This is a genomic window from Dongia sp. (genome assembly GCF_041906375.1).
In the GTDB taxonomy this organism is placed as follows: Bacteria; Pseudomonadota; Alphaproteobacteria; order Dongiales; family Dongiaceae; genus Dongia.
On record NZ_JAYRJJ010000009.1, the window covers coordinates 33843 to 59754 of the forward strand.

A 25912-nucleotide genomic window follows, 5' to 3' on the forward strand; every position below is an offset into this window, starting at 1 on the left:
CGAAACCGCCAGCTCGATATGTTAGCTAGGGCGCCAAGATGCTCTAAATAGTTGATCAATATAGATATGTAGATTGATTGATTAATCCTTAACAGATCTTATAATTCCCGGAAAACTGCCAAATGAAAGAGTCGCTGGGGACGTAGCGTGATATCAAAAGTAGAAGGCTTCATAGAAAAATACTTAGGTGAACTAAGGCAGAACAACGCCGCCGTTTTCGTTGGGGCTGGACTGTCTACTAGTGCTGGCTTTGTTGACTGGGCAGGCCTTCTGGCGCCGTTGGCCAAAGAGATAAGCCTCGACAGCACCAAAGAGACTGACCTCGTGGCGCTTGCCCAGTACTACCTCAACTCCAAGCGTGGGCAACGCCACGACATCAATCAACTTCTAGTCGACAAATTTTCAGATTTGCGAGCGCCGACGGAGAACCATCGCATTCTTGCTCGGCTTCCTCTCGGCGTTTACTGGACCACCAACTATGATCGACTGCTGGAAACTGCAATTCAGCAGGCTGGTCGTCGACTCGACGTAAAACTCACGGTCAAGGGTCTGTCGAGGACACGCCCCGGTCGAGATGCCGTGCTCTACAAGATGCATGGCGACATTGAATTGCCCGAAGACACGATTCTGGCAAAAGACGAGTACGAGAGATATCACGTTAGCCACCAGCCCTTCGTCACAGCTCTCTCGGGCGACCTCGTCGAGCGAACTTTCTTATTTCTCGGCTTCAGCTTTACAGACCCGAACATCGACTACATTTTTAGCCGAATCCGGATTCAACTTGTTGGCAATCAGCGGACTCACTACTGGCTGACCAAGCGTCGCACTCAAAAGCCCGGAGAAAGCTCAGAGGACTTCGGGTACGCGAGGGCTAAGCAAGATCACGTTATCGAGGATCTCAAGCGCTTCAACGTTGAAGCAATCCTTGTCGATGAGTACTCGGACATCACCGAAACTCTGCAGAAAATCGAGAATCGATTTCGCATGGCGACAGTCTTTGTCTCTGGTGCGGCCGCGGACTATTCGGGCAATGACCCGACCGTTGTTGATCAGGTTCTTAAGAAGATTGGTACGAATCTCATTTCAGATGGCTTCCGGATCGCGAGCGGCATGGGTATCGCTGTCGGGACGGCAGTCGTCACTGGTGCAGTCGAACAGATCTATTCAGATGACTCACGTTCTATCCAAAACAGCCTGGTGCTGCGACCCTTTCCCATTGGGATTGAGGACGCCGCCAAGCGTATGGAGACGTTTACTCGCTATAGGGAAGAGCTCATCAGTCAGGCCGGGATCGCGATCTTCATTTTGGGAAATAAGATCGAGAGCGGAAAGCTCGTCGAGTCTCCCGGGGTCTGGCAGGAGTTCGAGCTCGCAAAGCAGAAGGGGCTCCACATTATCCCCGTCGGTGGGCTTGGCGGCATGGCTGCCAAAGTCGCAAATGAAGTGCTGACAAACTTCGCCCAATACTACCCGAAAGATGACGGCTCCATCCGCGCGGCAATCGAAAAGCTGAATGGGCCAATGGGGGATGGATTGGGTTACCTCGACGCTCTACGAACGATTATTAACAAGCTCGCAAAGGACTAATTGAATGCCGAGGCGCGTATTCTTTAGCTTCCACTATGACGACATCATGAACGCGAACATCGTTCGAATGTCGGGTCAGTTCAAGCCGACAAAGGAGACCGGATTCTATGACGCGTCGCTCTGGGAAGAGGCGAAGCTAAAGGGCGACTCAGCAATCAAGCGGCTCATCGACGACGGTATGAAAAACACGAGCGTCACGTGTGTCCTGATTGGCGAAAAAACCCACGCTCGGCCCTGGTGCAAGTATGAGGTCGAACAGTCGCGAGCTCTCCGCAAGGGACTGTTCGGTGTTTTGCTTCCCAATCAGACCAAGTACGGCCCGAAGTGGATCAGCCAATGGGCGCCCGTCTACACCTGGGATCACAACAAGTTTCAGAGTTGGGTCGACCAAGCCGCTGAGAAAGTTGGCCGATAGTCCAGCCCTGATCGGTCGGAGTTCGAGCGTGACATCGCCTCTGGGGATTTCAAAGAAAGACACCGAATGCGCAGAACGTTCTTCTCGTTTCATTACCAACCGGATGTCTGGCGGGCTTGGAATGTCCGTAATTCTTGGGCTGTCGTGCCGACGGAACAGGAGGACGTGGGTTTCTTTGACGGTAGCGTATTCGAAGCTGCGAAGAGGACGAGCGATGATTCACTCAAGACCTTTTTGCGCGAAGGACTGAAGAATACTTCGGTAACTTGTGTGCTTGCAGGTACTGCGACATGGACAAGGAGATGGGTGCGGTACGAAATCGCGCGTAGCGTGATCAAGGGTAACGGCCTACTGACCGTTCATATCCACGGGGTGAAAAACAAGGATGGAGTTGTCGCGGAGAAGGGTTCAAACCCGCTCAATGCGATGGGTGTGTATAAGGCCCTCGGCAGTATCTATCTGGCGGAATGGAAAGACGGCAAATGGGCGAAGTACGAAGATTACTCGCTGGCAATTCCCGAAGCGGATCTTAGATTTGCAGCCCCCACGACCGACAATGTGGTTCAGCTTTCCAGTCACTACATGAGTTACGACTTCGTCGACCAAAGCGGTCGGGCGAACATCGGTGGATGGATAGAGACCGCGGCGGGGTTGGCGGGTCGCTAACTCGATGTGGCGCCGATTGGCGCCGCAAGCATTTGACAGAGAGAGTTGGGAGGAGCGATGCCTTACCTAACCGAAAGCGAAGTAAGGGAAGCCGCGAAAGGTGTGGTGCTGCGTAAGCGCGCCATCAGTGCGGCTTCAATTCTCAAGGAGTCCGTTGAAGCGGCATCTGACGCCGATACCTTCGATGTGTTTCTGTGCCACGCATTTCGAGACGCAGAACTCGTTCTGGGAGCGAAGAATATTCTGGAGAGCAAGAGGTTGAAAGTCTATGTGGATTGGATCGTCGATCCTCAGATGAACCGTTCCAATGTTACGGCCTCAACGGCAGGCATTCTCCGCAAGAGAATGCGGAACAGCAAAAGTCTATTCTATCTCTATTCCAACAACTCCACCCAGTCGCGATGGATGCCTTGGGAGCTGGGTTATTTCGATGGCCACAACGGGGCGGTTGCCATTTTACCAATCAAGCCGGATGGCAAGCGTATCGACTTCAGCCAGGAGGAGTATCTAGGTCTCTACCCTAAGGTCGAAATTCAAGACGCAGACCTATTCATTAATAGGACGACAGATTTACCAGTGCCTGGTGACGACAAAGCCAATTATAGAGGCTTTGAGACCTGGATCAGTCGGCCGCGGGAACTCCAACTCTAAGCGAATGATGGTTACGGAGATGCGCTTTCGCCACTGCGCATACCGGAAACATGTGTCATTGAGTCCTTTTGGGATCGTTCCACTGCTAGCACTGGGGGGAGTGAGATGGCTAGACTACTTGGCCCTGTTCTGCGCCTTCGCGGCCACGACCATCGAAACAACCTCTGGCGCATAAGCGCGCTGGTATGTGTTGAGGCGGGCGATCCCAAGCCTACACTATCCTATTCGCTCGGCGTTGGTGACAGGAACATTCCCTGCGGCCAGCTCTGGGCAATCGACGGCGCAGAGTCTTATCGATTTGATCTCGATGTGCCCCTCACTGATCAGCCCCAGGTTCTTCGCTATCGAGTTAGCACGGGGCCGGAAGAGTGGACAGTTCATGTCCCTGGCCAAAACATTCAGCCGCTGTTCGCATTTGGGTCGTGCAACGGTTTTTCGAGCCTGAAGCTCAAGAAGTCAATCGATGACTCGGATGCGCTATGGAAACATATGGCGCTCCGCCACGAAACTATCGGCTATAACGCTCTTCTATTGGGTGGCGATCAAGTTTACTCCGATGCCATGTGGGAGCTCATCACCGAACTTGAAGACTGGAATGATCGGCTCTGGAGCGATCCTCTGAAAGGTGTCGTTCCCGAGGGCTTGCCTGAAAAACTGCTGAACCACTTCTTTATGGAAATGTACTGCAGGCGTTGGAGTCAGCGCCCGGTTCGCGAAGTTCTAGCTCGAATACCAACCATCATGATGTGGGATGATCACGACATCATGGATGGCTGGGGTTCCTACAAAGAAGAGTGGGCTCAGAGCCCTGTCTATCGCCTCATCTTCTCTACTGCGAGCAAGTGTTTTGAACTCTTTCAACTCCAGTCGACGATGCACGATCCGGTATTTATCCCGGATCGTGCGGCAGGCTACAGCCAGCTCTACTATTTCTCGGGCGTGTCGCTTCTCATTCCTGACCTACGTGCTGAACGGCGGCTTGATCAGGTAATCAGTCCGACAACGTGGAAGGCTATCTATAGTAAGCTCGAAAGCCTATCGATCGATCCCGATCGCGCACTAGTTCCCTGCCGACATCTATTGGTCATGTCTAGCATTCCCGTCATGCACGCGCGGTTCGGTCAAATCGAGTCAATCCTTGGCTGGACGCCGGGACAGCAAGAGCTTGAGGACGACCTACACGATCATTGGAGCAGTCGCCCCCATCGAGGCGAGCGCCTTCGCCTGATTCATCGGCTCCTGGAGTACTCCCGCAAAGAAAATGTGAGAGTGACCATTCTGTCCGGAGACGTTCATGTCGCGGCACATGCGACAATCTATTCTAGTCGGGAGGGCGAGCCTAGCACCAAGCACACACTGGTTCAGTTAACTTCATCGGGTATCGTTCATCCGGCGCCCCCAGCGATCATGAGGTTTGCCCTCAACACTCTGTTTGATGATGACGAAGAGATTGATCAGGGCATCATTGGGCGCATGGAAAAGATGCCGGGCGACGAAAGGCGCTATGTTGCATCGAGGAATTGGCTATCTCTCGAACGAGATGATCCTCAACGATCCTTGGGGCGGCTTTGGGCGAACTGGTTCGCCGAAGAGGATGTGGCGCATCCGTTTACGAGGGTGATTCATCCGATCGGATAGCGTCGAGGCTACACATCATGCCAGGGCACTTTGGCACGATCTGCCATGGCGCATTGCTGAAACGTCTGCGGCGACACCTGTAACCGAAGATCAGTAGGTACATCCATGAATCGTTCGGCGGAAACATCATTGATCGACGTTTTGGGGAGGCGGCATGAAAAGCTGACCTTGCTTTTGGGGAATGGCGTAAACCGCTACGGTAGTTCTGGTCGGCACAATTCCTGGGCAGATTTGCTGCTCGATGTTGCAAATAGGCATATTCCAGGTGTTGGCGACAGGCTTCCTTCCGGCGTTACGGCAACCGAAGTATTCGATCTATCCTGCTTAGCTGCGAAGTCTAAGGATTCGGAAGGCCTTTTGCAGAAGGAATTTTGTACCTCAATGGCTTCGTGGAGGGCATATCCGCATCATGAGCGGATCGTGGAGTGGGCCCGGGAACGAGATCATCCAATTCTCACGACCAACTTCGACCAGGTCCTTTCAGAGTCCTGCAATGCGAATGTTTATCATCATGGGAACTCGAAATTCACTTACTACTACCCGTGGGCAACCTACTTTGGGCTCGGAGAGATCCAACGCCCTTCATCGGCATTTGGTATATGGCACCTACACGGAATGATGCGATATCATCGAAGCATACGTCTGGGGTTGACTCATTATATGGGGGCTGTTCACCAAGCCCGAAGGTGGATTCATCGTGGGGGCGGTAGACTTTTCTCATCGGCGAGAGCCATCGATACCTGGAGTGGAAGTGGGACTTGGTTGGACGCTTTTTTCAACAATGACCTGCTTGTGATAGGTCTTTCGTTGGATGAAGTAGAAGTCTTTATTCGATGGTTGCTCCTGGAGAGATCGCGCTTATTCAAGAACTTCCCATCATTGCGTCGCAGAGGTTGGTTTGTTTGCACCAAAGACGGCGTCTCCCCAGGAAGAGAGTTGTTCCTGCGGGGCGTGGGGCTGACGCCAATCAGGGTGAAGGACTACCACGAGATTTATCAATCAACTGGCTGGCGCTAGGCGTAGCGCGTACGCCTAGTTTGAAAGCGACAGCTCCTGGTTTGTCCTACAGCTCTTACACGTTGGGCGAGACGCGGACGCCATCTTCAGCCTATTGCCATCGGACTGGGGTCGGGCTTATCGGCTCGTCGGCTATCAAGCTGCCCAGTCTCCAGCTTGGCGGGGCGCATTAAGGATTTCGGTGGCCGAAGCCTGCGCATCTATCAAGAAGGCAAAGGCAAGCTGGCCGTGGGCCTTAGAAATTGTTTCTAGAGCCCTGTCCTCCGCGGTCAGAAATAGCTCCGCGCCATTTGTGATGATATATCGAAATGGCAGGGGCCCTAGTGGTGTGTTTTTGAGGTTTTGCCTGAGCTGACGAAGTGCGCTTTTTAGGCGAGAAATCTCAATACCGGATTCCAGTAAGCCCTTAATGATCTTCAGGCTAACTACGTCCCCAAATGTGAAGCGGCGGCGGATACCACGCTTTCCTGGAGGCGACCCGGACGGCGTCACAATTCCCATCCTGGCAAGATAATCGACCATGGTTAATGACAGTCCGCTCAGTTCAGCGGCCCGTTTCGCTGTAACGCATTGAAGAACGATATTTTGCTTGACCATTTCATAACTATGCTCAGAATTATGATGAATACAACAGAAACTTGCGACTCGGGATCGTGGCTCAGCTATAAGAAGACACGGTAATGTTGAGCAGGTTTAGTTGGTTGATATGTCGCAGATGTCGCTATCTGCATAGCGCAAGACGGTAATCGGTGCTTTGATCGCCCATCGGTGGGATGACGCCCGGTTGAATTTGAAGGAGGTGACCATGGCTCTCGACTACGACAGATTGGTCGCCAAAAGCTATCAAGACGTTTTCGGTGACGAGTCCGTGAAGGTGATCGATGCAAGCGTTCTGGGCTGCATGATTGCATCAGCGTGGATGGCAGATGTATCGGATCACAAATTTCCATCCGAGCGTCTTGCTGCCCTCGTTACGTCGGTCAAAGATGTTCCAGAGTCCGTGCGGAACTCACTCCACATTCAAGAACGCCTTGAGGGCGACTACCTTGAGGAGACGACTGAGATGGTTGTTGCTGCTCAGTCCGCAGGCCTAGTCGGCCGTCTGAATCCCACAAGCGTATCCGCGATCTTTAAGGTCAACCCGGTAAAGGCATCTCAGCTCTTGAAGAGTTACGAGCTGGATTATCCCGAAGAAGTGGCCTGGGTGAAGCGGGCAATTGCTGGATTCCGCGACAAGGAGTCTAGCTCCAGTTCAGTGGCGGAAGTAGCTTAAGGTCACTGCATTTGGGCAACCTTGACGCGCTTCAGGGCAAGCTCAAATCCGTATCAAAATTCATTGTTCCGTATATCTTCGAAGTTCTGGCGCCTCGCCTTATCGAGACGACTGATCCTGACTATTTGGATGTCAGCGACTCCAAAGATCTGAATGATCCTATTTGGAAAATTGTTCGACTTCGCAAGCTTGAAGTTGCTCTTTTGAATTTGCCGCTCTTTCAGCGCCTTCGTCATGTTCGGCAGCTTGGCCTAGCTCATTTGGTTTATCCCACCGCTGTCCATAGCCGTTTGGACCATTCTATTGGCACCATGATTGCGGCCCGCCGAATGTACGAAATGATCTTGGCGAACACCGACAAGATCGATCAGGCGAAGGCCAAGAAGTTCGGCGAAATAGCATCCTTTGCTGCGCTGCTCCATGACGCAGGGCATACGGCGTTCAGTCACTGTGGTGAGACGGTTCTCAGTACAATGCTTCCTGGGGAGTTCTCCAGGATCGAAAAGGAGCTACAGACATTCTACTCGAAGGGCGATGGCGCCAAGACATTCAAAGAGAGTAAGCGGCCACCTGCCGCCGAGTTGATTTCGGTCCTATTCGTCCTTTCTCCATCAATGCGGAGGTTCCTGACTAACCACGAGATACCTGTAGCTATTGAGCGTTTCATACTCACTGCGGCTGGATTGATAATTGGCCGCGGATACCAACTTGAGGAAGGCGACGACGAGTTCAATTTCATATCGTCAATTGTCTCCGGCGATCTAGACGCAGACAAAATAGACTATGTGGCGAGAGACGCATATTTCTCTGGCGTGCCTATATCGGCTGATGTTGATAGACTGATTTCGCAGCTTGTTGCAGCTCCCGTGACAAAAGACACGACCGTCAACGGAAAGCAGGCAGACCAGCATCTCAAGCTAAACAACAAAACTCGATATGATCTGGGAATTCGTAGGGCGGGCATCTCCGCATTTGAGATGTTCGTGATGACTAGATCTTATCTGTTCGAGCGAATCTACAGCCACCAGAAGATACGTGCTGCCGAACGGGCACTTGAGCGCACAGTCAGGCTATTTGTCGGTCACCTCTTGCCGGACATCGCAAAGGATGATCGTGATAAACCGGAATCAATAAAGCTAGTAACCGAGGGGCTTCAGAAGGTTTTTGATCTATTGTTCGTCGCCACGGGAGACGATGGAGTCCTTCATGAAATGCTGCGGCACGGCGACTACGAGGAGTGGGCAAATCGAATCCTTCTACGACGCCTTCCAATGCGGGGCCTTGCCATCAATCAGCGGGTTGCCAAGGAGTTCGTGGCCGATGGAAATGGCACGCCAATGTCCATTCTTCTGCCATTCAAGTATGTCTCCAGAATAGCGACCGACAGCGCTCAGCTACGTGAGCTGGAGACGGAGATCAAGGCATCCTCCGGTCTTGATGAATCTGATTACGTTATTATTGACTGGCCGAGCTTCAACCCGGTTAGCGAGAATCCTAAACTTTACGTTTGGGACCATAAAGAGCCCAAGAATCTAAGTACGCTGAGCAGATATTTTAATGTTCAGCAGCTCTCAAATGCATATCGCGACGTTAAGCAAACTGCTTGGGTGTTCTGCTCGCCGTCCAATCGAGTAAAAGTTGGTGTAACTACTGCACTCATCCTCGAAGAGAAATTTGATTTGCTCCTTGGCATGGAGGCCTTTCATCGCGCCAAGCTCCTCGATCATGAGGTTACAGATTACCTCAATCACCTTTCACCACCGATTGGAAATGAGCGTGGGCGTATCGCATTAGACAATCTCAGACAGAATATTCTGGATTGCAGATTAATCCCTAGCGTCAAGCAGCTTGAGGAGGCCTTCGCAGATCTGGAAGAACCCGAAATTCCAAGGGTTGCAAATAAGATTGAAAGTGCTTTTCTCACTCACCCATTTTTGCGTGGATATTCAGATCATCTCGCTGAAGCCATGGCTGTCTTGGCCTTCCTGATCCGCCATGCACAGACGACAATTGGAAATTTTCCTCAGCCTAGTCGAAAGGCGCGCGTTAAAGGTGACGAAGATCTTGCGCCTGACGCTGCAAGTGAGGATGAGAAGAAGAAGAAGCGAGAGGCCACTTTTCAACAGAGCGTAAGAGAGTTCGTTCAGGCAGATCGAGCAACGAACGCTCGATTTGAGATCATTGACGGCGGACATGTTGGCGGCGGCGCGTTTGATTTGGTTTTCCAATCGAAGACGCCGCCGATGGTCTCGGTCGTCGTGGAGCTGAAGAGCGAAGATGCGAAGTACGAAAAGATTTATGATAGATCGGCGGGTCAGCCGTCTGTCTATGCAACAGATCGATTTGGGCGTGCTTCGATTCTCTATGTGCAGTACAAACAGATGGAAAGCGTCTCTGTCTCGGATACAATCGAGCTTCGGAGGGCTTCCGGCAGCAACCAGGTAACATTTTGCCTCGCACAAAATGCCTTTGGCGGTAAGCCGAGCGAACGAGGCGGCGGGACGAGCAAAATAGCATAATCCCGGAATCGTCGATACAAAGCGGGCCATCTCCGAATTGAGACACTGAACGAGTTCGGGCGGAGTTCAACCTAGTGCCGGGTCATTCCATGCTCTCGCGAAGCGACTACAGCTTCGACAAGCCGCTCAAGCGTCCGCAGCGACGATCCCTGCCATAAGCGTGACATCGCCTCCATTTCCTCGACCGTGAACGGGGATGCCCATCTGGAGCTCAATCCCCGCCGCTCAAAAACCCGCTTGAGCATTTGGTAGCTGATGGCGACCATGTCTGACGGCCTGGGTTCCGGAAATCGGATCGCTCGACACCGATCAAGCAGCACGCCGGGAATGCCCTTGAGAGTGTTCGCTGTGGCGATCCACACGACGTTCGATAAATCCACTGGGGATTGAATGTAAGGGTCGACCCATCGCCGCGCTGACTGCGCTTCGAAGAACCCCAGCAAGACATCGAACATCGAGCCATTCTGTTTTGACGTGGACGCTTTTTCCATCTCATCGAGAAGAATTCCTGGAGACGCCGTCGCATGGCGGCGGATCATAGCCACTGGAAGAGAAGGCTCTCCTGAATGCCATCGCCGAGCCGTGCCGCCGATCGTAGAGTCCGCCACCCCGCCACATGGGTACGTCTCATTCGGCACTTCCAAGAGGTCAAGAAAACGCTCGGCGTAAGAAGTCTTGCCGCAGCCGGGCGGTCCAAACAGAACAGTCGGCCGCATGGTGACATGCTGCTTCCCATATAGACCGCCTAACATCGCCTTGGTCACATCAGCCGCGTGAGGGAATTCGGTCAGCAATGTGTTGCCAATCAGATCAAGATTGGGAATCGCGATAAGAGGGAGTGCCTTGGCCTCGATTTCCTTGAATTCTCGGCGGAGCGTCGATCCCGCGCTGATGTCGGTGTTTCCAACTCGCTGCAGCACTACCACTGTCAGATCTTTCGGTGCGGACGGCCCATTTTGTGGTGTAGCCTGAACCTCAATGTGCGCCTCGATCGTCGCGTCTTTATCTGACAGCCTCTCCGATACCTCAGGATTGGCCTTTTTCAAAAACTTTGCGCCACACTCACACGCAGCTTGCCGCGCATCATTTCGCCGTAAACCGAACGGATTGACGAATTCCGTTGCGAGCAAGAGCCAGCCGACTGCACCAGACGCGTAGGTTGAGATTTCATCAGAACGAGGGTGCAAGCTCTCAGCAAGCCTGCAGAGAGTGCCTGCGACATTCAGCATTGATTTGGCATCGCCCAGGCATGCTGCATAGAGCTGATATCGTTCATTCGCTTCGCAAAAGAGCCCGCGAATAGATGGTTTTTCGGCCCGCAACTCGTTCAGCGCGTTGCCCGTGGCGACGCAAAGCTCAGCGTCGCAGTCGACCGTCAGTTCGGAGAGGTATTTGCGCGCCAGATCTACGCCTGCACTTTCCCACTTGATCCGACGCGACAGTCGCTCGGAGTACATCTGGATATCAACCTTGATATCGTTCCCACAGAATGGAATGAGCTGATACAGCTCTTTCAGAGATGGCAGATGAGTCCCCGCGATGGCTGCCTTGGAGTGACGAGCAAAGATCTTGGCTTTGCAGGCGCGCGCTTTCTCTTCGCTGTCATCGTAATACGCCATTGGATGACTCCCGTACGGAATAGCATCGACTATCGCGGGAACGCTCACCGTTGCGCCCCACGCGGGCCTAACGACGCGATATTCTACGTATTCGGAAGGTGAGCGAGATTGAGCACAAATGAGGCTCGACGCTTACGTCGCGCGCTGACGGTGAATCCCGGCGCTCGATCATTGAAGGATGTCCTTTGGGTCGATGTGGGCGCCGAGCCGATACCAGCGGCTTTCTGTGCGTGCCCACCGCTTGGAGGGATCGATCACCCACACGGACGATGTGAAGATCGTACGAGGCCCAGGCCCCAGAATCGGATGATGATCGACAATGCCGACAAGGCTCACACCACGAGACGCCGCAAAGGTCCAATCGTCTAGGAAGGGAGCATTGGAGAGATCGTCCGCGCTGGGAGCTTTGCCGCTATAGATGCGCTCAACATCTCGAACGCTGCTTTGGAGTACTTCCAATCTCTTACGCAGATAGTCAGGCCACTCTTGAGTCATGGCAGCACCTATCGCTCTCGATTTCATTTTGACGAGATGCAGGTGACTGCAGACGAAGATTGGAAGTCAGCCCACCTGCGTGCAGGTGCTTATTCGCGAAGTGATACTTCCGAAGCAGATGTGATCAAGAAGGGATTGCGCGGTCGTCATTGAAGAACGTATACAGAACATCACGCCGGGAGTCAAGATACATGGGGAGCGACACCCCGCTACGTAGCTCCCGCGCTCCATTTCGGTCGACTGGGAGATATCCCGATGGAACCTGCATATCTAGCGACTTTGAACACCAATCAGCGTCGGGCGGTGGAGCACGAATTGGTGGGCGGAAGCCCGCTCCTGCTGATTGCTGGAGCGGGGTCTGGCAAGACCAAAACCTTATCTCACCGAGTAGGTCATCTCATCGCCAACGGCGTCGACCCGGCTCGAATTATGTTGCTTACTTTTACGCGCCGCGCGGCCCAAGAGCTGGTGAGCCGTGCGCAATCGGTGTCTGCCGGAGTGATGCGTTCGTCGAACGTTGAACTCCCCTGGGCGGGCACATTCCACTCTATCGGCGCCAAGGTGTTGCGCGAGTACGCCGATCAGATTGGTTTAAATCGCCAGTTCACGGTCATGGATCGCGAAGACTCTGCCGATCTCATGGACTTGGTGCGACACGATCTCGACATGCATCTCTCTACACGGCGATTTCCGCAGAAAAGCACGTGTCTCTCGATCTATAGCCGCGCAGTCAACAGCGAACTGTCGCTAGAAGAGGTCCTCGATCTGGCGTTTCCTTGGTGCCATCAATGGTCCAACGAGCTTCGCGATCTATTCGCTGCCTACGTAAAAGCTAAACAGGCGAACGCCTCGCTAGACTATGACGATCTGCTCGAATACTGGAGCCAGGCAATGCAAGTGCCAGAGTTGGCGCAGCATCTGTCGAACAGGCTCGACCATATCCTGGTCGATGAATTCCAAGATACGAACTCGCTCCAATCCAACATCTTGCTGAATCTTCGACCTGATGGTCGTGGGCTCGTCGTCGTTGGAGATGATGCGCAGGCGATCTACTCATTTCGATCTGCAACGGTAGAGAACATTCTCTCGTTTCCTGACCAATTCTCGCCACCAGCCGCAGTCATCACTCTCGACAGAAACTACAGAAGCACCCGGCCTATTCTGGCAGCTTCGAACATTGTCATCGGGGGCGCCAAGAAGCGATTTACCAAAGATCTTTGGAGCGACCGTGCATCTGCTCAGAAACCTCTTCTTGTCAGCGTGGAAGACGCGACTGAACAGGCGCAGTACGTTGCAGAGAGAGTGCTAGAGCTCCGCGAAGCGGGTGTCAGCTTGCAGCAACAAGCCATCCTCTTTCGAGCTTCGCATCACAGTGCCGCCCTAGAGCTTGAGCTGACGAAGAGAAACATTCCATTCATTAAATTCGGCGGGCTCAAATTCTTGGATACCAAGCATGTGAAAGACTTGCTCGGCGTCCTCCGCTTTGTCGAGAATCCCAGAGACAAAGTCGCTGCCTTCAGGACATTCCAGCTACTGCCCGGTATTGGACCAAAGGCCGCGGGACGGGCGTACGCGTTCATCACAGACTATGCGGCGCCTCTGCATCGCATTGGAGAATTCAAACCTCCGGCTTCTGCCAACGAGGGCTGGACGGCTCTTTCCGAACTGGTGACTGGCCTAGGTGCATCGACTTGGCCATCGGAGCTCGACAGGATTCGGCGCTGGTATGCTCCCATTCTAGAAGCAGAGCATGATGATGCTTCCGCAAGAATGGCTGACCTAGCACAGCTCTGCGATATCGCGGCGGGTTATCCTTCAAGATCCCGGTTCTTAACGGATCTAGCGCTCGATCCACCGGATGCTACAAGTGACGAAGCCGGGAAGCCGCTTAAGGACGAAGAGTACGTCACTCTCTCCACAGTCCATTCTGCGAAAGGGCGCGAATGGCGATCAGTTTTTGTCCTCAATGTCACTGATGGCTGCTTCCCCATCGATCTCGGCGCCGGAACAGAAGCCGAGATCGAGGAAGAACGGAGGCTTTTGTACGTAGCGATGACGCGAGCGAAAGACGATCTCGCGCTCATTCTTCCACAGCGTTGGTACGTCCATGGGCAGCAGGCTCTCGGGAGCAGGCATGTCTATGCGGGACGTACTCGGTTCATCACAAATCAGATGCTGGATCACTTTGAACAGCGAAGTTGGACAAGCTCCTCTCGGTCACTCGACAGGAGCCAAGTGCTGCCACCGCAAATTATCGATATCAGCGCCCGCCTTAGAGAAAGATGGAAGTAAATGTCTGATCGGCCCCGCCCTTGGATATATGCCGTTGAAATCACCAATTCGGGGTGCAGCCTAGCGGAGCTGTCTCATCGAACACGACAGCATTTTCGCGTCAGAGGGGACGAGCACGAAATCGCCTTGGAGGCCTCCGCCCGTATCGTCGTCCGTTTTACAGATCTAGACGCCGCCAGTCGCTTCTACTTCAATGAAGGCGGGCGTTTCGTGAAACTGCCAGATGCTCCGCGAGATGCTCCGGACGCACCTTCACCGACCAACGAGCTCGCTTAACACGAGCGAAACGTAGTTAAGAAATTGTTGTGAGTATCGCTGCGGAAATGGGCTGGACGAGCAAATCCAAGTCAGCTTAGGCATTTGGATTGGCCTGGGTTGCTTGCTCGGCTACAATTGCGCCTGGGTCTGGGACATGGGTTCATTATCGCTATATGCGACAGCTATTGCATTTCTTCGTCGCGCTGATTGTGACGGTGTCGATTTTCTGCGGCGGACATGGCGCAGAAACGAACGCTGCACAGTATGATTTGGCCGTGACCCCGGCGGAACTGCCCTTCCATAGCGATAGTGGCCACGACAATAGCCGGACTCACGTGGCAATGCATTCCTGCCACGGAACGTGCCACATGTTCTCCCCTGCGCTCGCCTGGTCAAACGGCGGCCACCGGAAAGACGGTAAGCTGACGCCGATACCGCGGGTGCCGTTCGAGAATTGGCACCCTCAAGCACTCGTTCGACCACCCATTGATCTCTCCCGCCAGCCGTTGAACGGCTGACTTCCAACACATCAAACGAGATCACGCTGGCCGTACATGCCAGCGCAGATGCGCGTGGCGGTGGCTCGCATGCCGATCCCACCGGACCATGCATGGGAAAGGTCCTGAATCATGACTTTGGGGATAGGCGCGATCGTGGTGCTCTGCGCCGTCATCGTTCCGTTTATTGTAATTGGCGGACATATCGGTGTGCTTTGGCAACCCGGCGAGTACGCGACGATCATAGGTGCAGCTCTCGGCGGTTTTGTAATTGCCAACAACACCCAGGTGCTAAAGGGCGCCATTGGCGGCATCAAGAAGGCCGCCAAGGGTCCGACGTATAAGAAGCAACACTATGTTGAGCTGCTCAGTGTGATGCACCAGGTTTTCCGGCTCGCTAAAACGAAAGGCATGCTCGCCCTGGAACAGCACGTCGAAAAGCCAGACGAAAGCCCAATCTTTCAGGGCTTTCCGACGTTCCTCGCTGACCATCACGCGGTCGCCTTCCTTTGCGACTACCTCCGGATGATGACGCTAGGTGCCGAAAGTCCGCATGAGGTTGAAACTGTGATGGATGCCGAAATTGAGAAGCACCATGAGGAGCAGCACGCTGTCTCACACGCCATTCAAACGTTGGCGGACAGTATGCCCGCCCTGGGCATTGTGGCGGCTGTGTTAGGCGTCATTCACACGATGGGTTCTATTTCAGAACCGCCAGAGGTCCTGGGCGGATTGATCGGTGCGGCGCTCGTTGGCACGTTCCTGGGCATTCTATTGAGCTACGGCTTCATTGGCCCAATTGCGTCGAAGATCGCAAACGTCGATGCAGTTGACGCTCAATACTACCAGTGCATGAAGGCAGGCCTGCTCGCCCACATGCAGGGGTATCCACCGCAGGTGTCAGTCGAGTGTGCTCGGAAGGCCCTGCTGCCTCACTACATGCCGAGCTTCTACGAAGTCGAAGCAGTCGTGGGCGCACTTCCAACACCCTAGAGGTTGCTGATTTATTGGCGATATCTACGCTCCCGTTCGTACAGATTTCGGTCTGTCGAACAGGAGCGCAGATGCACCTAGCAAAATCGCACCGCCACAGATCGCTACGTCGGCAAGATTAAAGGCTGGCCAGTAGTAGTCTCGCCAATAGAAACTCAAGAAGTCCGTCACATATCCGTTCATGCCACGGTCGATCGCATTCGCCATCGCGCCGCCCAAGATGAGGCAGTAGCTGGCAGCTTCGATCCGGGGAAGGGGCTTATAGAGCCTCCATGCGAGGACGGCAGATACGGCCAAAGCCAGCAAGGTTAGAAACCAAGTCTGCCAGCCGCTCCCATTGGCGAATAGGCTAAATGCTGCCCCGGTATTGCGGGTATGTACCAGGTCGAAGAAGCTCGTGATCGGCACTTGGGAGCTGTATTCAAGTCCATTGACGATGGCGGCCTTGGTCACCTGATCCAAAACGACGGTCGCCGCTGACAAGGAAAGCCAGACAGACGGGCGCGGCGCCTTGGTCACCTGATCAGCGACGAATGCTGCTGCGCTCCCCAACAATGCGCCCCATACGACATCGGCTGGGAAATGTGCGCCGCTCGCGATACGTGCCCAGGCCACAAGTCCGGCCAAGGCGATCAAAGCGACACGGCCCTTCCGTGCGACCAACGGCCAGACCGACCAGATGGCAAGAGCAGTATATGCGGCATGCCCACTCGGGAATCCGAACGCAAACTCGGGCGAACCAGCGACGTTGACCGAACCCTCCAGCAGAGCAAGGGGTCGAGGCACATTCAAGGTCAGCTTGAAAAATGCGACAACGACCCACGCAATGACAAAACCAATCACAAAGCGTCGCAACTGGCGGAATGTCGAGGCCGCCGCTTCATGATCCCCGTGGGTCTCCAAGTGCCACCCTCGCACGAGGAGTGCGAGAAACAAGACGGGAGCGCCCCAATAGCTCCCGGCTGCGCTGACCGCGACAAGCAAAGGCTCCATCGACCCAGTTGCAGCGCCGTTGATCAGCCTGAATGCTTCAACGTTGTAGCCACCCCAGTCATAGGCTGCGGCCCAAAAATGATTGGCAGATCTCATGACTATCAGCTCACTCGACCTTTGCGCTTAGCAACCTAAGAGCATTCGCCGTTACAATGATGGTCGCGCCAGTGTCGGCCAGGATGGCCATCCACAGGGGCGTCGCGCCCATCAGGCTCGTGACCAGGAAGACGGCCTTGAGACCGAGTGCGATAGTGACGTTCTGCCTGACATTGGCCAGGGTGAGCCGGGACAGACGTACCATCTCTACGACACCACCAACTCGATCCTTCAGCAGAGCACCGTCGGCCGTTTCGATTGCGACACCCGTGCCACCACCCATGGCGATGCCGACAGATGCCGTCGCCAGTGCCGGAGCGTCGTTGATGCCGTCCCCGATCATTGCAACAGGTCCAGCCTCTTTCAGCTTACCAATAGCTTCCAGTTTTTGATTGGGCAGGAGGTCGGCCTGCACTGCCAGGCCCAGATCGCTGGCAATTGCCTTGGCCGTTCGGGGGTTGTCCCCGGTCAACATCACGGTCTCAACACCCAATGCCTTAAGCTCCGAAATGGAGATCTTGGCATCTGGTCGCGGTTCGTCTCGTACCGCAATGAGACCAAGTACCTTGTTGTCGTGGCTGACGGCAACGACGGTCTTCCCCTCCTCTTCGAGGATGGACGCTTCCCGTAGATCACCATACGAGAGAATACCAATATCCTTGCAGTAGCGTGGCGACCCAACAATCGCTTCGGCCCCATCGACGACCGCAGCGACACCCTTACCGGGAAGGGCCGCGCCGCCATCGGCGCGAGGAACCGTCACGTTCTCCGCCGTGGCCTTATCAATGATAGCCTTGCCAATCGGGTGGCTGGAACCTGCTTCGATCGCTGCCGCCACTCCCAGGATACGCTCGCGGATACCACCGATCTCGATCACGTCCGTGACCACCGGATGCCCGATGGTCAGAGTTCCGGTCTTGTCGAATGCGATGGTCTTCAGCTTCCCAAGGGTCTCCAGCGCGGCTCCGCCCTTCAGCAGCAGACCCAGCCGGGCGCCACGCGCCAAGCCGGAGGCAATGGCGGCCGGGGTCGACAGGACTAGCGCGCAAGGGCATGCAATAAGCAACAAGGAGAGACCACGGTAGATCCAGGTATCCCAATCAGCGCCGAAAGCGAAGGGAGGGATAATGATGACCAAGGCGCTCGCCAGCATCGCCAACGGCGTATAGTACTTGCTGAAATCATCAATAAATCGCGCCATCGGCGCCTTCGAGCCTTGCGCCTCCTCAACCAGCCGGATGATTCGCGCGATCGTGTTATCGGACGCCTGGCTAGTCACCTTGATCGACACCGGGCTTGCACCGTTGATGCTGCCAGCAAAGACCTGATCGCCCGTGGTCTTTTGGACAGGCATAGATTCGCCCGTGATGGCGGCATCGTTAAATGCCGAGGTGCCGTTAGAGACTTCGCCATCAGCGGGAACGCGGTCACCAGGCCGGACTAGAATCGTGTCGCCGGGCGCCAGGCTGGCCGCTGGCACTTCAGTTTGCTTTCCATCTTTCAGAAGGAGGGCGGTCGTTGGCATCAGTGTGCCAAGAGACTTGATGCCTGCGCGTGCCTTCGTGGCAGCCACGCTTTCCAGCAGTTCACCAACCGAGAACAGGAAGATGACGACAGCCGCTTCGACCGCCTCCCCGATGAAGAGAGCGCCGACGGCGGCCACGACCATCAATGTCTCAATCGAGAACGGGAGACCGGAAATAGCCAGTTTGAAGGCCTGACGAGCAAAGGGCAGCAAGCCGATGACAGAGGCCGTGATGAAGGCGGCGGATGTGTATTCGGGAAAGACTCTGCCAATCAATCCGGCAACGCAGAGCAGGCCCAGTTCGGCCAGTACGATCTTCCCCTTCTTGGATTGCCACCAATGCTTGGCATCTCCCAGATCATGGGTATGACCGCTTTCATCCTTCTTCGCCTCACCACGGCTCTTGCCGTGATCATGGGCATGGCCGTCCGCGTGGTCGTGGTCATGATCGTGACCATCGCCGTGTGCATGCGCAGCTTTTGGCGCGGTCGGCACATCAGGCTGTCCATTTTTCACCAGCTTACCTGGGAATCCTAGGCCCGATAGCTTTCCTGTGATCACCTCGACCTGCTCATCGGGATTATCGGCGTCCAACGTTAGCTTGGATGCTGCATAGTTCACTTGAACGTTTGCCAGCCCAGGCAGGCGCCCAAGAACCCTCTCGATCTTTCCCGCGCAGCTCGGGCAATCCATCCCTTCAACTTCAAAGCGCATGCGCGTAAGGGGAGTGGTCGATTTTGCGTGTTGTGCCATTCTGTCACAGCCTTCGTGAAATCAGGTGTATTGCCGTAAGATGCGACCTACAGTCGTTGTAGGTTCAAGGAGGAAATGAGCCGTGGCCAACAATCAGCTCGGCATTTCGATCGGCAGACTTGCAAAGCAGACCTCCACGAGTGTTCAAACGTTACGTTATTACGAAACACTTGGGTTAATTCCCGCACCAACCCGGACCTCTGGAAACCAGCGAGTCTATGAACCAGCCCACGTCAAAAGGCTGTCCTTCATTCGGCACGCGCGTGAACTGGGCTTTTCGCTTGAAGCAATCAAAGAGCTTCTGCGACTGTCCGATGATCCGAATCAATCCTGCGCGACCGCCGATGCCATTGCTCAGGAGCAGTTGCGAGAGGTGGTATCTCGAATCGACCGTCTGACTGCTCTTAAGGGTGAGCTTGAACGGATGATCGGCGAGTGCCGGACGGGAGCTATCGGTGAGTGTAAAGTGATCAGCGTTTTGGCCGACCACACGCACTCCAATTGCGCCTCGCCCGAGCATTACGCCGACGAGCGGCTGCTGCCCGCGCGGCGATCCAAGCCGTCTAAGTGATCCTCGCGTCATCGCAGCAACCACCATCCCTGCTCATTGATGGCATAGACGGGCTTGTAGTGCCGAATTGTATTGGCCTGAACGACCGTCTTGATCTGATTGTCTAGCAGTAGTGGGCCAGACTTGTCGTAGACGATCAGTACCGCGTGCCCGAGGTTTAGATTGAGATCCTGCAGTGCGATGACACGCATATCTTCAGGAGGGACGCCGAGCTTTTTCAGTGCCATGTACTTGGCGATTGCGTAGTCCTCGCAGTCCCCATTCTTCTTCAGGAACTGGTAGGGCGTCGCCCAGTAATCCTCCATGCCCCAGTTGTTGATATCGAGCGTGTACTTCCTGCTATTGAGAGCAAGGTGAACGTCCTTGATCTGTTGCAGGCGCTCTTCGCCCTTCAATTTCTCCAGAAGTGGTAACCAGGACTTGCTTGAACATGTCGAACTGGCGCATTCCGCGCGACTGTCATCCCAACGCTTGAGCATGTCCGTCCACTTTGGAAACTTGCCAAAGTTCTTCGATGGCAGCTCAACGCTCGTTCCAAAGACTTTCGGATACGGCTTGCTCTCCGCCGTCGTAGGCACGAGGAACATGCCCATGCACGCAAGGCCACCGATGGTGACCTTGCGGATGGTCGCACCTCGTTTATGTCGCCGGGGATAGCGCATCGACGACGGCCTTAATGGTTTCAAGCGAATTGTCCTCTTTGAGGACGACGCCGTTAATGACGAAAGACGGTGTCGAGTTCACACCAAACACCGTTTCAGCCTGCTGAAGCGAATTGATGATCGTGTCTTTCATCTGAGTATTCGCTTGGCATTGGGCGAAGGCATCTGGCGACAGCCCTGCGGTTGCCGCGAGAGAAGAGAGCTGTCGAAAGGAGTCTTCCACTACCCATTGCTGCTGAGTGGAGAACAGCCGATCAACCATGGCCCAGTACGCCATTGGAGAAACGCACCGCGCCAGCAAGGCGCCTTCGACGGCAGGCTTGTTAAGTGGAAAATCCCGAAGAACCAGTTTGGCTTTGCCAGTGTCGAGATATGCCGCCTTTAACGCTGGAAGAACATCCTTGTGAAAGGCCGCACAGTGGGGACAAGACATCGAGGCATACTCGACGATCGTGACGGGTGCCGATTCACTCCCGAGGATGACTTCACCGGGCTGAATTGTGGCTAGATCGTGCTCCACAGGCGGCGGCAGCTTATCGAGGATGGCGGCCTTGGCGGGCGCGCCAGGGCTTTGCATCAGACTCCAGATGCTGACAGCAGCAGCCGCGAGAATAACCACGCCAGCGGTGGCCGCCCGTGCGGTTCGTTTGTTCATTGTAGAATTCCAGTCCGTTCCACGGCCAGGCGTGGAAAAGTTCGATATTCGGCACGATCTCTGAAGTCGCACTAATGAGCGCTAAGTCAGACTGCGTGTCGGCGAAGCCGCGTCCAATTGCGCCAATAGGCAGTTCGCCTCAAAACAGGCGGAGCCATCGCAAATTCGCGACTAGTTTAGGACAGGAAAATTGGTGGCCGGAGGTGGTCGAAGGCCAATGTGCCGATGGGGCTGCTCTGGAAGTCCACGAAGGCTTCGGAGCTACGAGAGAACTCGATCTCGGCGGCGGCGGCTGTCACGAACAAGACGTGGCAACCAATTGCACCGTGACAGGCGCTCTTCGTCGCGCCGCTGTCATCCGGGCTGCCAGGATGATGCCCAGCATCCGCCTGCAGGCTGATTCCTGCTGGCGCATCGCTCAAGCCATCCTCAGCGACCTCGGCAAAGCGGCCATTAACGGCCACCGCCAGGATCATCAAGCAAAGCACAAATGAGCGGATCAGCATCTGCATGGCGCCGATCCTATAGAAATTGGCTCACAACCGCAATCTGCGGGCCTGTGTCACTTAGCTCGATCGAATATATAAACCGCTCCTCCGGCCTCTAGGGGCGGCATTGAAGCTGACAAGTCAGCATCCCGGCGGATGGAGAACGCCTTCTGCGCCTGATAGAGCGGCCAATTACCCGCCAGGGCCTTATGGATACTTCCTATTACGATATAACGTCTCACCGATGGCTCTTCGAGGACCGATTGCTCAAACCTGTTCTGGGCCGGGGGCCAGCAACAAAGCACGGTCGACGGCTTGTATTTGGCGACGGCGGCAGCGGCATCCAGTTGCTCGACTTCACCGACGTTTTCGATTTTCCCCGCCCAACTGAAGTCGTCGGTCGCCTTGATATCGACACCCTCCTCCTTCAGCCGGGCACTAAGGAACCCGTCTCCGGCACCTACTTCCAGGCAGGAGCCTTCCCTCATCAGGCCCGCAAGGGCGGAGATGGTCGCTGAAGTGAAGAAACAATAGATGCCGTTGGCCTCTGCGGTGGGCATCAGCAGGTTCTTCTGCCGAAACCTGGGCCATAGGAGCCGAAAAAGGACTGGGCTGACTAACTTGCGTGACCTGCCAGGCCCAAAAAACAAGATCCGCAGCAGGATACGGTCCAAAACCGAGAAGTGCTGGCTCTTGCTACCGTGCAACGAAGTCTTGAGATACCGCTCGATTGATATCGCAGACATTCGCTGCCGAACGAGCTTTCCCTGGAGATCGCGCGATTCCTGCTTGGTAATCGGCTGGGTACGCTTCCGAGGGGCCTCAACATTGTGGAGAGGCCTCATAAGCTCGTCGAGGCGGGCCTTATCCTTATCGCGGATGGCAGCAGCGAGCTCGACCTCGGCCGCCTTCCATTCCTCTGGATACCGCTCCTGGAGTGCCTCCAGGGATGGCGAGGTGTTCAGGTACTTGAGTGTCCTGACGATCTCGTCTCCATAGTCCTTCATAAGCGGGCCTTGCTAGCGTCGGAAGCCCATAGCTTATGACGCTCTGCTCAAAGGCAAAAGCCCCATTGACCAGGCCAGCCCGGCCTTACAGATACGGTTCAATCTCCTTCAGAACCACCGAGGGGATGAATGACGTGTCGATGTACCGCGCTCTAACGTCGTCCCGATCGAGCTTCTTCAGCTTGGTATTGGACACATTGTCCCCGTCGCCAGCCTTCCATGCCGACTCCCAGAACATAGCAAGGTAAGCAGCACCCCACGCCATCACCTCTGCGGTGGAATCGCCAAGCTCTTCCCACATCGCATTATAGGTCGTCTGGTTCTTGCCTGCGCCAGCGTTCTCAAAACTATCCAGCACTTCCATAGGCGGAAGCTGCGTGGCGACCTCATCCATCAACTTCACAACCGCTGTCGCTATCTCCTGCCCAGTAGTCAGCAGGTCCATTCCGTGGTTGTTCGGCAGCTTCCCCTCAATCATCTCGTGGAGCGCCTTGGCCTTCAAAGAGAGCATGGCGCTCTCGTAAGCGCTGTGAACGTCCTTGCCGTACGGGACTGTATCCGTCACACCCGTCTTGGGATGATGTCTCTTAACCGTTCTGGACGCATCGCCATCGGCGTAGATCGATCCATGCAAGGGCTGGCAAGCGTCTCCCATGTAGTGAGCGGCAATCCCCGCCGCGGTGAGATATCCCACCACATCTCCGGAAGATGTGAAGTCGACCATGGCCTTGAAGAACTGCCATAGGCGGAAGGGTAAAAGACCTTGCTTCAGAGAACTATTGTATTGCCTGGCGGCATCCGCATCCCCATCGGCCTTTGCCCTTGCGGACATCTGCTTGTAGAAGTCTAGCCAAGCATCAACCGTCATCCTGTTGCTCGGGTCCGCAAGGCAAAGCTCTCGCCAACTTTCCTCGTTGGGCCCGAATGGCGCATCGATATCGGCGTAATGACAGGGATGCTCGGGCCCAGAGCTTCCATGACCGCCGCCGCCGCCCGTGTCTCGACCACCCTCTCGGGCGTTCTTTCCCCGCGTCAGTTTCTTCCAGATCTCGTCCGGAACGTCCGCTAATGGGACAAACTCATCTGCCGCGCTGAGCTGACCTACGCTCTTGTCGAAGCCCTTCTCCTCCATGGCTTCAATGTCGAAAGTCAGCAACGAAAGATTGGCTTCTAGCCATTTCTTAAGCCGCTTGTCCTTGACCAGCCGGATTGCATAGTTGGCGATCGTATAGTGGCCTTCTCGACCCCAATAACCTGCGACGCCACGAGACAGGTTAGTTACGAGCTCGACATCCAGCAGTCGGCAGGCGCTGCTGAGGTTGGTCGCTATGCCGAAAACAGTACGACGGCCGCTATCTCCCAGGATTTGGCCACCCCATTCGATTGCCAGTGGTCGGAGATCACGAGAATGGAGAGGGACTTTCTCGGGTTCATGCTGATCCGGCGTTACGTCGAGATGCCAGATCATCCCGGAATCGCCCGGCCTCGTGTGCTGGTCGCCGCTGGGTGCAATGAGCAGGTCGCCAACGTAGTCGTATCCGCCGACGGAGCGGTAGCGGTAGTAGAGGGCTTTGATCATTCCTTGCAGAAGGCCCGACGCGGCCCCTACACCGACCACCGGACAGTCGATGAGCCGTAACGATACGTTGTGCTCATGCACATCCGCGAGTGGGCCAACGGGCGGCAGTCCGTAGGTGTTGCTGGTCCAATCGTCGAGATTGTCGAGCCGGACGAGGCCTACATCCAGTGCCTGAAAGGAGCGGTGACCTGGAAACTCGGGATAGACGAGTGAAAAGGGCTCGCGCGTCAACTGCAGATCAGAGCTAGCACCGACGACCTCTCGGCCCGAGCGCAGATTGCTCATGATCGGCGTACCTTCTTCGCCGCAAACGTGGCGCGCCGTAAGCGAATACGTCAAATGGCCGTCGGTGACGAGGCATCCCGCTGTCGCAAATCTTTCGACACCTTGGATGTCGACATACAACGGCATCCCGCCGCCAAATTTGTGGAGCGGAGGGACCTGGGATGCCGCGGTCGGTACAGCCCCTGCGGACGCCTCGTCCGCCTGCACGACGCAAACTGGAACGGCTCGACCATCCGAGAGATAGAGAGTCTTTGGGACGATCTCGGCAGGCCGATATCGGCCACCCGCACTAAAAGCCTCTTCCGGCTCCCATTCCCGGACAAACGCCAGAATGCACGGCCAGGAGTAGTCGCGCACCTCGGAGTTCCCCAAGTTTCTTGGCGGCTTACGTCGTGTCGTACTGCGGGCCTCTTTCGCTTCCTGGCCTTTGCCCTGCGGCCATGGATCGTCTTTCCGAATGAGGTAGCGGCCGATTGCCGTTCCGATCACATTCGCCTTGCTGATGAGGTGCCAGTGGTACGCCTCGCGCGCATCAAGAAGATCACGCACAGATAGGCTTGAGTAGTTGTATTCCAGATCAAGAACAGACATCGCGACCCCCCAGACATCTTGATGAAGCGGGCACTCGATCCGTGAACGATGGACTCAATTCGAAGCTGGCAATTGGCGCGGAATGAAGCCGTCGCGCGATCTAGTTAAGGGAGATAAAACTCAACTAGACATCCCTAATAATTGCACGGTGTTCGAATGCATGCAAGCTGGCATCTTCGCTTCCGATAACTGACGGGAGCTGAGACGCCATGATGGACCGAGCGCGTTACGGTTCGGTGTCACTGATTAGGGGAAGCTGGCACGCCTTCAGTCTTCAGAGCCACGGACCCGAGCCAGCGATTTGATCAAGTTGCTCAGTTGCCGCCGCGCGCTGCCACTAGGGATCTTATAATAGGCTCGGACGAACTCCAGGGTCTCTCGCCGCATCATAGGGTCTTCGACGGCCTCGGTTTCGGGTAGGTCGTCGACCTCGACACCCATCAAACTTGCAGGGCTCTGCGCGGAGGTCTTCGCCGACATCTCGTCGTAGAAGTAGCTAATTGGGACATCAAGCACTGCCGCGATATCGAAGAGACGGCTTGAACCGACGCGATTGGCGCCGCGTTCGTACTTCTGCACCTGCTGGAAGGTAAGCCCAATACTCTCCGCGAGCTTAGACTGACTGAACCCAAGGATAGTTCGCCTCAGGCGAATTCTGGCGCCGACATGAACATCGATCGGATTGAAAAATCCCTGACTCGCCATCCGGCCGGACGACTTGCGCTGCTTCGGCTTGCTGCTCTTGGCCACCAGAATCATATCCTGTGTAGAGACGAGATCGGCGGGA

Annotated in this window: 23 protein-coding genes; 12 read left to right on the forward strand and 11 right to left on the reverse strand. The window is 55.1% G+C overall.

Translation table 11 applies throughout. The annotated features are described in order from the left end of the window. Positions 1-147: 147 nt before the first annotated feature. From ACE3OA_RS19910 to ACE3OA_RS19935, 6 genes are all read left to right on the forward strand, one after another. Positions 148-1587 (forward strand): SIR2 family protein, encoded by a 1440-nt coding sequence (locus ACE3OA_RS19910; protein WP_374314066.1) that lies wholly within the window; start codon positions 148-150, stop codon positions 1585-1587. Between the two features lie 4 nt (positions 1588-1591). After that, positions 1592-2002, forward strand: coding sequence for a TIR domain-containing protein (locus ACE3OA_RS19915; protein WP_374314068.1), 411 nt, complete (start codon positions 1592-1594; stop codon positions 2000-2002). Positions 2003-2068: 66 nt separating this feature from the next. Beyond that, positions 2069-2668 carry a TIR domain-containing protein gene (locus tag ACE3OA_RS19920; protein ID WP_374314071.1) on the forward strand — a complete coding sequence of 200 codons (600 nt, stop codon included), beginning with the start codon at positions 2069-2071 and terminating at the stop codon, positions 2666-2668. 57 nt (positions 2669-2725) lie between these two features. Further along, positions 2726-3319, forward strand: a complete 594-nt coding sequence (locus ACE3OA_RS19925) for a toll-Interleukin receptor (RefSeq protein WP_374314072.1) — start codon at positions 2726-2728, stop codon at positions 3317-3319. 105 nt (positions 3320-3424) lie between these two features. Further along, positions 3425-4957 carry an alkaline phosphatase D family protein gene (locus tag ACE3OA_RS19930; RefSeq protein WP_374314074.1) on the forward strand — a complete coding sequence of 511 codons (1533 nt, stop codon included), beginning with the start codon at positions 3425-3427 and terminating at the stop codon, positions 4955-4957. A gap of 105 nt (positions 4958-5062) precedes the next feature. Next, on the forward strand, positions 5063-5974 hold the full coding sequence (locus tag ACE3OA_RS19935; protein WP_374314076.1) for a hypothetical protein: 912 nt from the start codon (positions 5063-5065) through the stop codon (positions 5972-5974). Positions 5975-6109: 135 nt separating this feature from the next. On the opposite strand, the gene ACE3OA_RS19940 is transcribed toward ACE3OA_RS19935, so the two are convergent. Beyond that, complete coding sequence (locus ACE3OA_RS19940) at positions 6110-6571, reverse strand: MerR family transcriptional regulator (protein ID WP_374314078.1); 462 nt, start codon at positions 6569-6571, stop codon at positions 6110-6112. A 208-nt stretch (positions 6572-6779) separates the two neighbouring features. On the opposite strand from ACE3OA_RS19940, the gene ACE3OA_RS19945 reads away from it, so the two are divergent. Both ACE3OA_RS19945 and ACE3OA_RS19950 read left to right on the forward strand, forming a co-directional pair. Beyond that, positions 6780-7247: a hypothetical protein gene (locus ACE3OA_RS19945; RefSeq protein ID WP_374314080.1), complete on the forward strand. Its 468-nt coding sequence runs from the start codon at positions 6780-6782 to the stop codon at positions 7245-7247. Between the two features lie 11 nt (positions 7248-7258). Next, on the forward strand, positions 7259-9766 hold the full coding sequence (locus ACE3OA_RS19950) for an HD domain-containing protein (protein ID WP_374314082.1): 2508 nt from the start codon (positions 7259-7261) through the stop codon (positions 9764-9766). 71 nt (positions 9767-9837) lie between these two features. Here ACE3OA_RS19950 and ACE3OA_RS19955 read toward each other — a convergent pair whose 3' ends face one another. Then, positions 9838-11385, reverse strand: coding sequence for an AAA family ATPase (locus tag ACE3OA_RS19955; protein ID WP_374314084.1), 1548 nt, complete (start codon positions 11383-11385; stop codon positions 9838-9840). 168 nt (positions 11386-11553) lie between these two features. Then, a complete protein-coding gene (locus tag ACE3OA_RS19960) occupies positions 11554-11907 on the reverse strand; it encodes a DUF6634 family protein (protein WP_374314086.1) in 354 nt (117 codons plus the stop codon). A gap of 228 nt (positions 11908-12135) precedes the next feature. Here ACE3OA_RS19960 and ACE3OA_RS19965 point away from each other — a divergent pair, with 228 nt between their 5' ends. The 3 genes from ACE3OA_RS19965 to motA all read left to right on the forward strand — a co-directional run bounded on the left by ACE3OA_RS19965 (position 12136) and on the right by motA (position 15920). Beyond that, positions 12136-14172, forward strand: coding sequence for an ATP-dependent helicase (locus ACE3OA_RS19965; RefSeq protein ID WP_374314088.1), 2037 nt, complete (start codon positions 12136-12138; stop codon positions 14170-14172). Positions 14173-14615: 443 nt separating this feature from the next. Then, positions 14616-14948, forward strand: a complete 333-nt coding sequence (locus tag ACE3OA_RS19970) for a hypothetical protein (RefSeq protein ID WP_374314090.1) — start codon at positions 14616-14618, stop codon at positions 14946-14948. Positions 14949-15059: 111 nt separating this feature from the next. After that, a complete protein-coding gene (motA, locus tag ACE3OA_RS19975; protein ID WP_374314092.1) occupies positions 15060-15920 on the forward strand; it encodes a flagellar motor stator protein MotA in 861 nt (286 codons plus the stop codon). 24 nt (positions 15921-15944) lie between these two features. Here motA and lspA read toward each other — a convergent pair whose 3' ends face one another. Further along, positions 15945-17009, reverse strand: a complete 1065-nt coding sequence (lspA, locus tag ACE3OA_RS19980; RefSeq protein ID WP_374314094.1) for a signal peptidase II — start codon at positions 17007-17009, stop codon at positions 15945-15947. A 10-nt stretch (positions 17010-17019) separates the two neighbouring features. Continuing rightward, positions 17020-19287, reverse strand: coding sequence for a heavy metal translocating P-type ATPase (locus ACE3OA_RS19985; RefSeq protein WP_374314096.1), 2268 nt, complete (start codon positions 19285-19287; stop codon positions 17020-17022). Between the two features lie 82 nt (positions 19288-19369). On the opposite strand from ACE3OA_RS19985, the gene ACE3OA_RS19990 reads away from it, so the two are divergent. After that, positions 19370-19858: a helix-turn-helix domain-containing protein gene (locus tag ACE3OA_RS19990; RefSeq protein WP_374314098.1), complete on the forward strand. Its 489-nt coding sequence runs from the start codon at positions 19370-19372 to the stop codon at positions 19856-19858. Positions 19859-19866: 8 nt separating this feature from the next. Here the strand turns inward: ACE3OA_RS19990 and ACE3OA_RS19995 are convergent, their stop codons facing one another. The 6 genes from ACE3OA_RS19995 to ACE3OA_RS20020 form a co-directional block, all read right to left on the reverse strand. Then, on the reverse strand, positions 19867-20520 hold the full coding sequence (locus ACE3OA_RS19995) for a transglutaminase-like cysteine peptidase (RefSeq protein ID WP_374314100.1): 654 nt from the start codon (positions 20518-20520) through the stop codon (positions 19867-19869). Further along, a complete protein-coding gene (locus ACE3OA_RS20000) occupies positions 20498-21175 on the reverse strand; it encodes a DsbA family protein (RefSeq protein ID WP_374314102.1) in 678 nt (225 codons plus the stop codon). Before ACE3OA_RS20000 ends, ACE3OA_RS19995 begins: the two co-directional genes overlap by 23 nt. A 176-nt stretch (positions 21176-21351) precedes the next feature. Then, positions 21352-21687 (reverse strand): hypothetical protein, encoded by a 336-nt coding sequence (locus ACE3OA_RS20005; protein WP_374314104.1) that lies wholly within the window; start codon positions 21685-21687, stop codon positions 21352-21354. A 50-nt stretch (positions 21688-21737) separates the two neighbouring features. Next, positions 21738-22670 (reverse strand): hypothetical protein, encoded by a 933-nt coding sequence (locus ACE3OA_RS20010; protein ID WP_374314107.1) that lies wholly within the window; start codon positions 22668-22670, stop codon positions 21738-21740. Between the two features lie 85 nt (positions 22671-22755). Further along, positions 22756-25125, reverse strand: a complete 2370-nt coding sequence (locus ACE3OA_RS20015) for a hypothetical protein (protein ID WP_374314109.1) — start codon at positions 25123-25125, stop codon at positions 22756-22758. A 267-nt stretch (positions 25126-25392) separates the two neighbouring features. Continuing rightward, positions 25393-25884, reverse strand: a complete 492-nt coding sequence (locus tag ACE3OA_RS20020; RefSeq protein WP_374314168.1) for a helix-turn-helix domain-containing protein — start codon at positions 25882-25884, stop codon at positions 25393-25395. Positions 25885-25912: the final 28 nt, after the last annotated feature.

Excerpts from the sequence above, each read along its gene's own strand:
- ACE3OA_RS19915 (WP_374314068.1), top strand. The coding sequence starts at position 1,592 with ATGCCGAGGCGCGTATTCTTTAGCTTCCACTATGACGACATCATGAAC.
- ACE3OA_RS19920 (WP_374314071.1), top strand. The coding sequence starts at position 2,069 with ATGCGCAGAACGTTCTTCTCGTTTCATTACCAACCGGATGTCTGGCGG.
- ACE3OA_RS19925 (WP_374314072.1), top strand. The coding sequence starts at position 2,726 with ATGCCTTACCTAACCGAAAGCGAAGTAAGGGAAGCCGCGAAAGGTGTG.
- ACE3OA_RS19930 (WP_374314074.1), top strand. The coding sequence starts at position 3,425 with ATGGCTAGACTACTTGGCCCTGTTCTGCGCCTTCGCGGCCACGACCAT.
- ACE3OA_RS19935 (WP_374314076.1), top strand. The coding sequence starts at position 5,063 with ATGAATCGTTCGGCGGAAACATCATTGATCGACGTTTTGGGGAGGCGG.
- ACE3OA_RS19940 (WP_374314078.1), bottom strand. The coding sequence starts at position 6,571 with ATGGTCAAGCAAAATATCGTTCTTCAATGCGTTACAGCGAAACGGGCC.
- ACE3OA_RS19945 (WP_374314080.1), top strand. The coding sequence starts at position 6,780 with ATGGCTCTCGACTACGACAGATTGGTCGCCAAAAGCTATCAAGACGTT.
- ACE3OA_RS19955 (WP_374314084.1), bottom strand. The coding sequence starts at position 11,385 with ATGGCGTATTACGATGACAGCGAAGAGAAAGCGCGCGCCTGCAAAGCC.
- ACE3OA_RS19960 (WP_374314086.1), bottom strand. The coding sequence starts at position 11,907 with ATGAAATCGAGAGCGATAGGTGCTGCCATGACTCAAGAGTGGCCTGAC.
- ACE3OA_RS19965 (WP_374314088.1), top strand. The coding sequence starts at position 12,136 with ATGGAACCTGCATATCTAGCGACTTTGAACACCAATCAGCGTCGGGCG.
- motA (WP_374314092.1), top strand. The coding sequence starts at position 15,060 with ATGACTTTGGGGATAGGCGCGATCGTGGTGCTCTGCGCCGTCATCGTT.
- lspA (WP_374314094.1), bottom strand. The coding sequence starts at position 17,009 with ATGAGATCTGCCAATCATTTTTGGGCCGCAGCCTATGACTGGGGTGGC.
- ACE3OA_RS19985 (WP_374314096.1), bottom strand. The coding sequence starts at position 19,287 with ATGGCACAACACGCAAAATCGACCACTCCCCTTACGCGCATGCGCTTT.
- ACE3OA_RS19995 (WP_374314100.1), bottom strand. The coding sequence starts at position 20,520 with ATGCGCTATCCCCGGCGACATAAACGAGGTGCGACCATCCGCAAGGTC.
- ACE3OA_RS20000 (WP_374314102.1), bottom strand. The coding sequence starts at position 21,175 with ATGAACAAACGAACCGCACGGGCGGCCACCGCTGGCGTGGTTATTCTC.
- ACE3OA_RS20005 (WP_374314104.1), bottom strand. The coding sequence starts at position 21,687 with ATGCAGATGCTGATCCGCTCATTTGTGCTTTGCTTGATGATCCTGGCG.
- ACE3OA_RS20010 (WP_374314107.1), bottom strand. The coding sequence starts at position 22,670 with ATGAAGGACTATGGAGACGAGATCGTCAGGACACTCAAGTACCTGAAC.
- ACE3OA_RS20015 (WP_374314109.1), bottom strand. The coding sequence starts at position 25,125 with ATGTCTGTTCTTGATCTGGAATACAACTACTCAAGCCTATCTGTGCGT.
- ACE3OA_RS20020 (WP_374314168.1), bottom strand. The coding sequence starts at position 25,884 with ATGATTCTGGTGGCCAAGAGCAGCAAGCCGAAGCAGCGCAAGTCGTCC.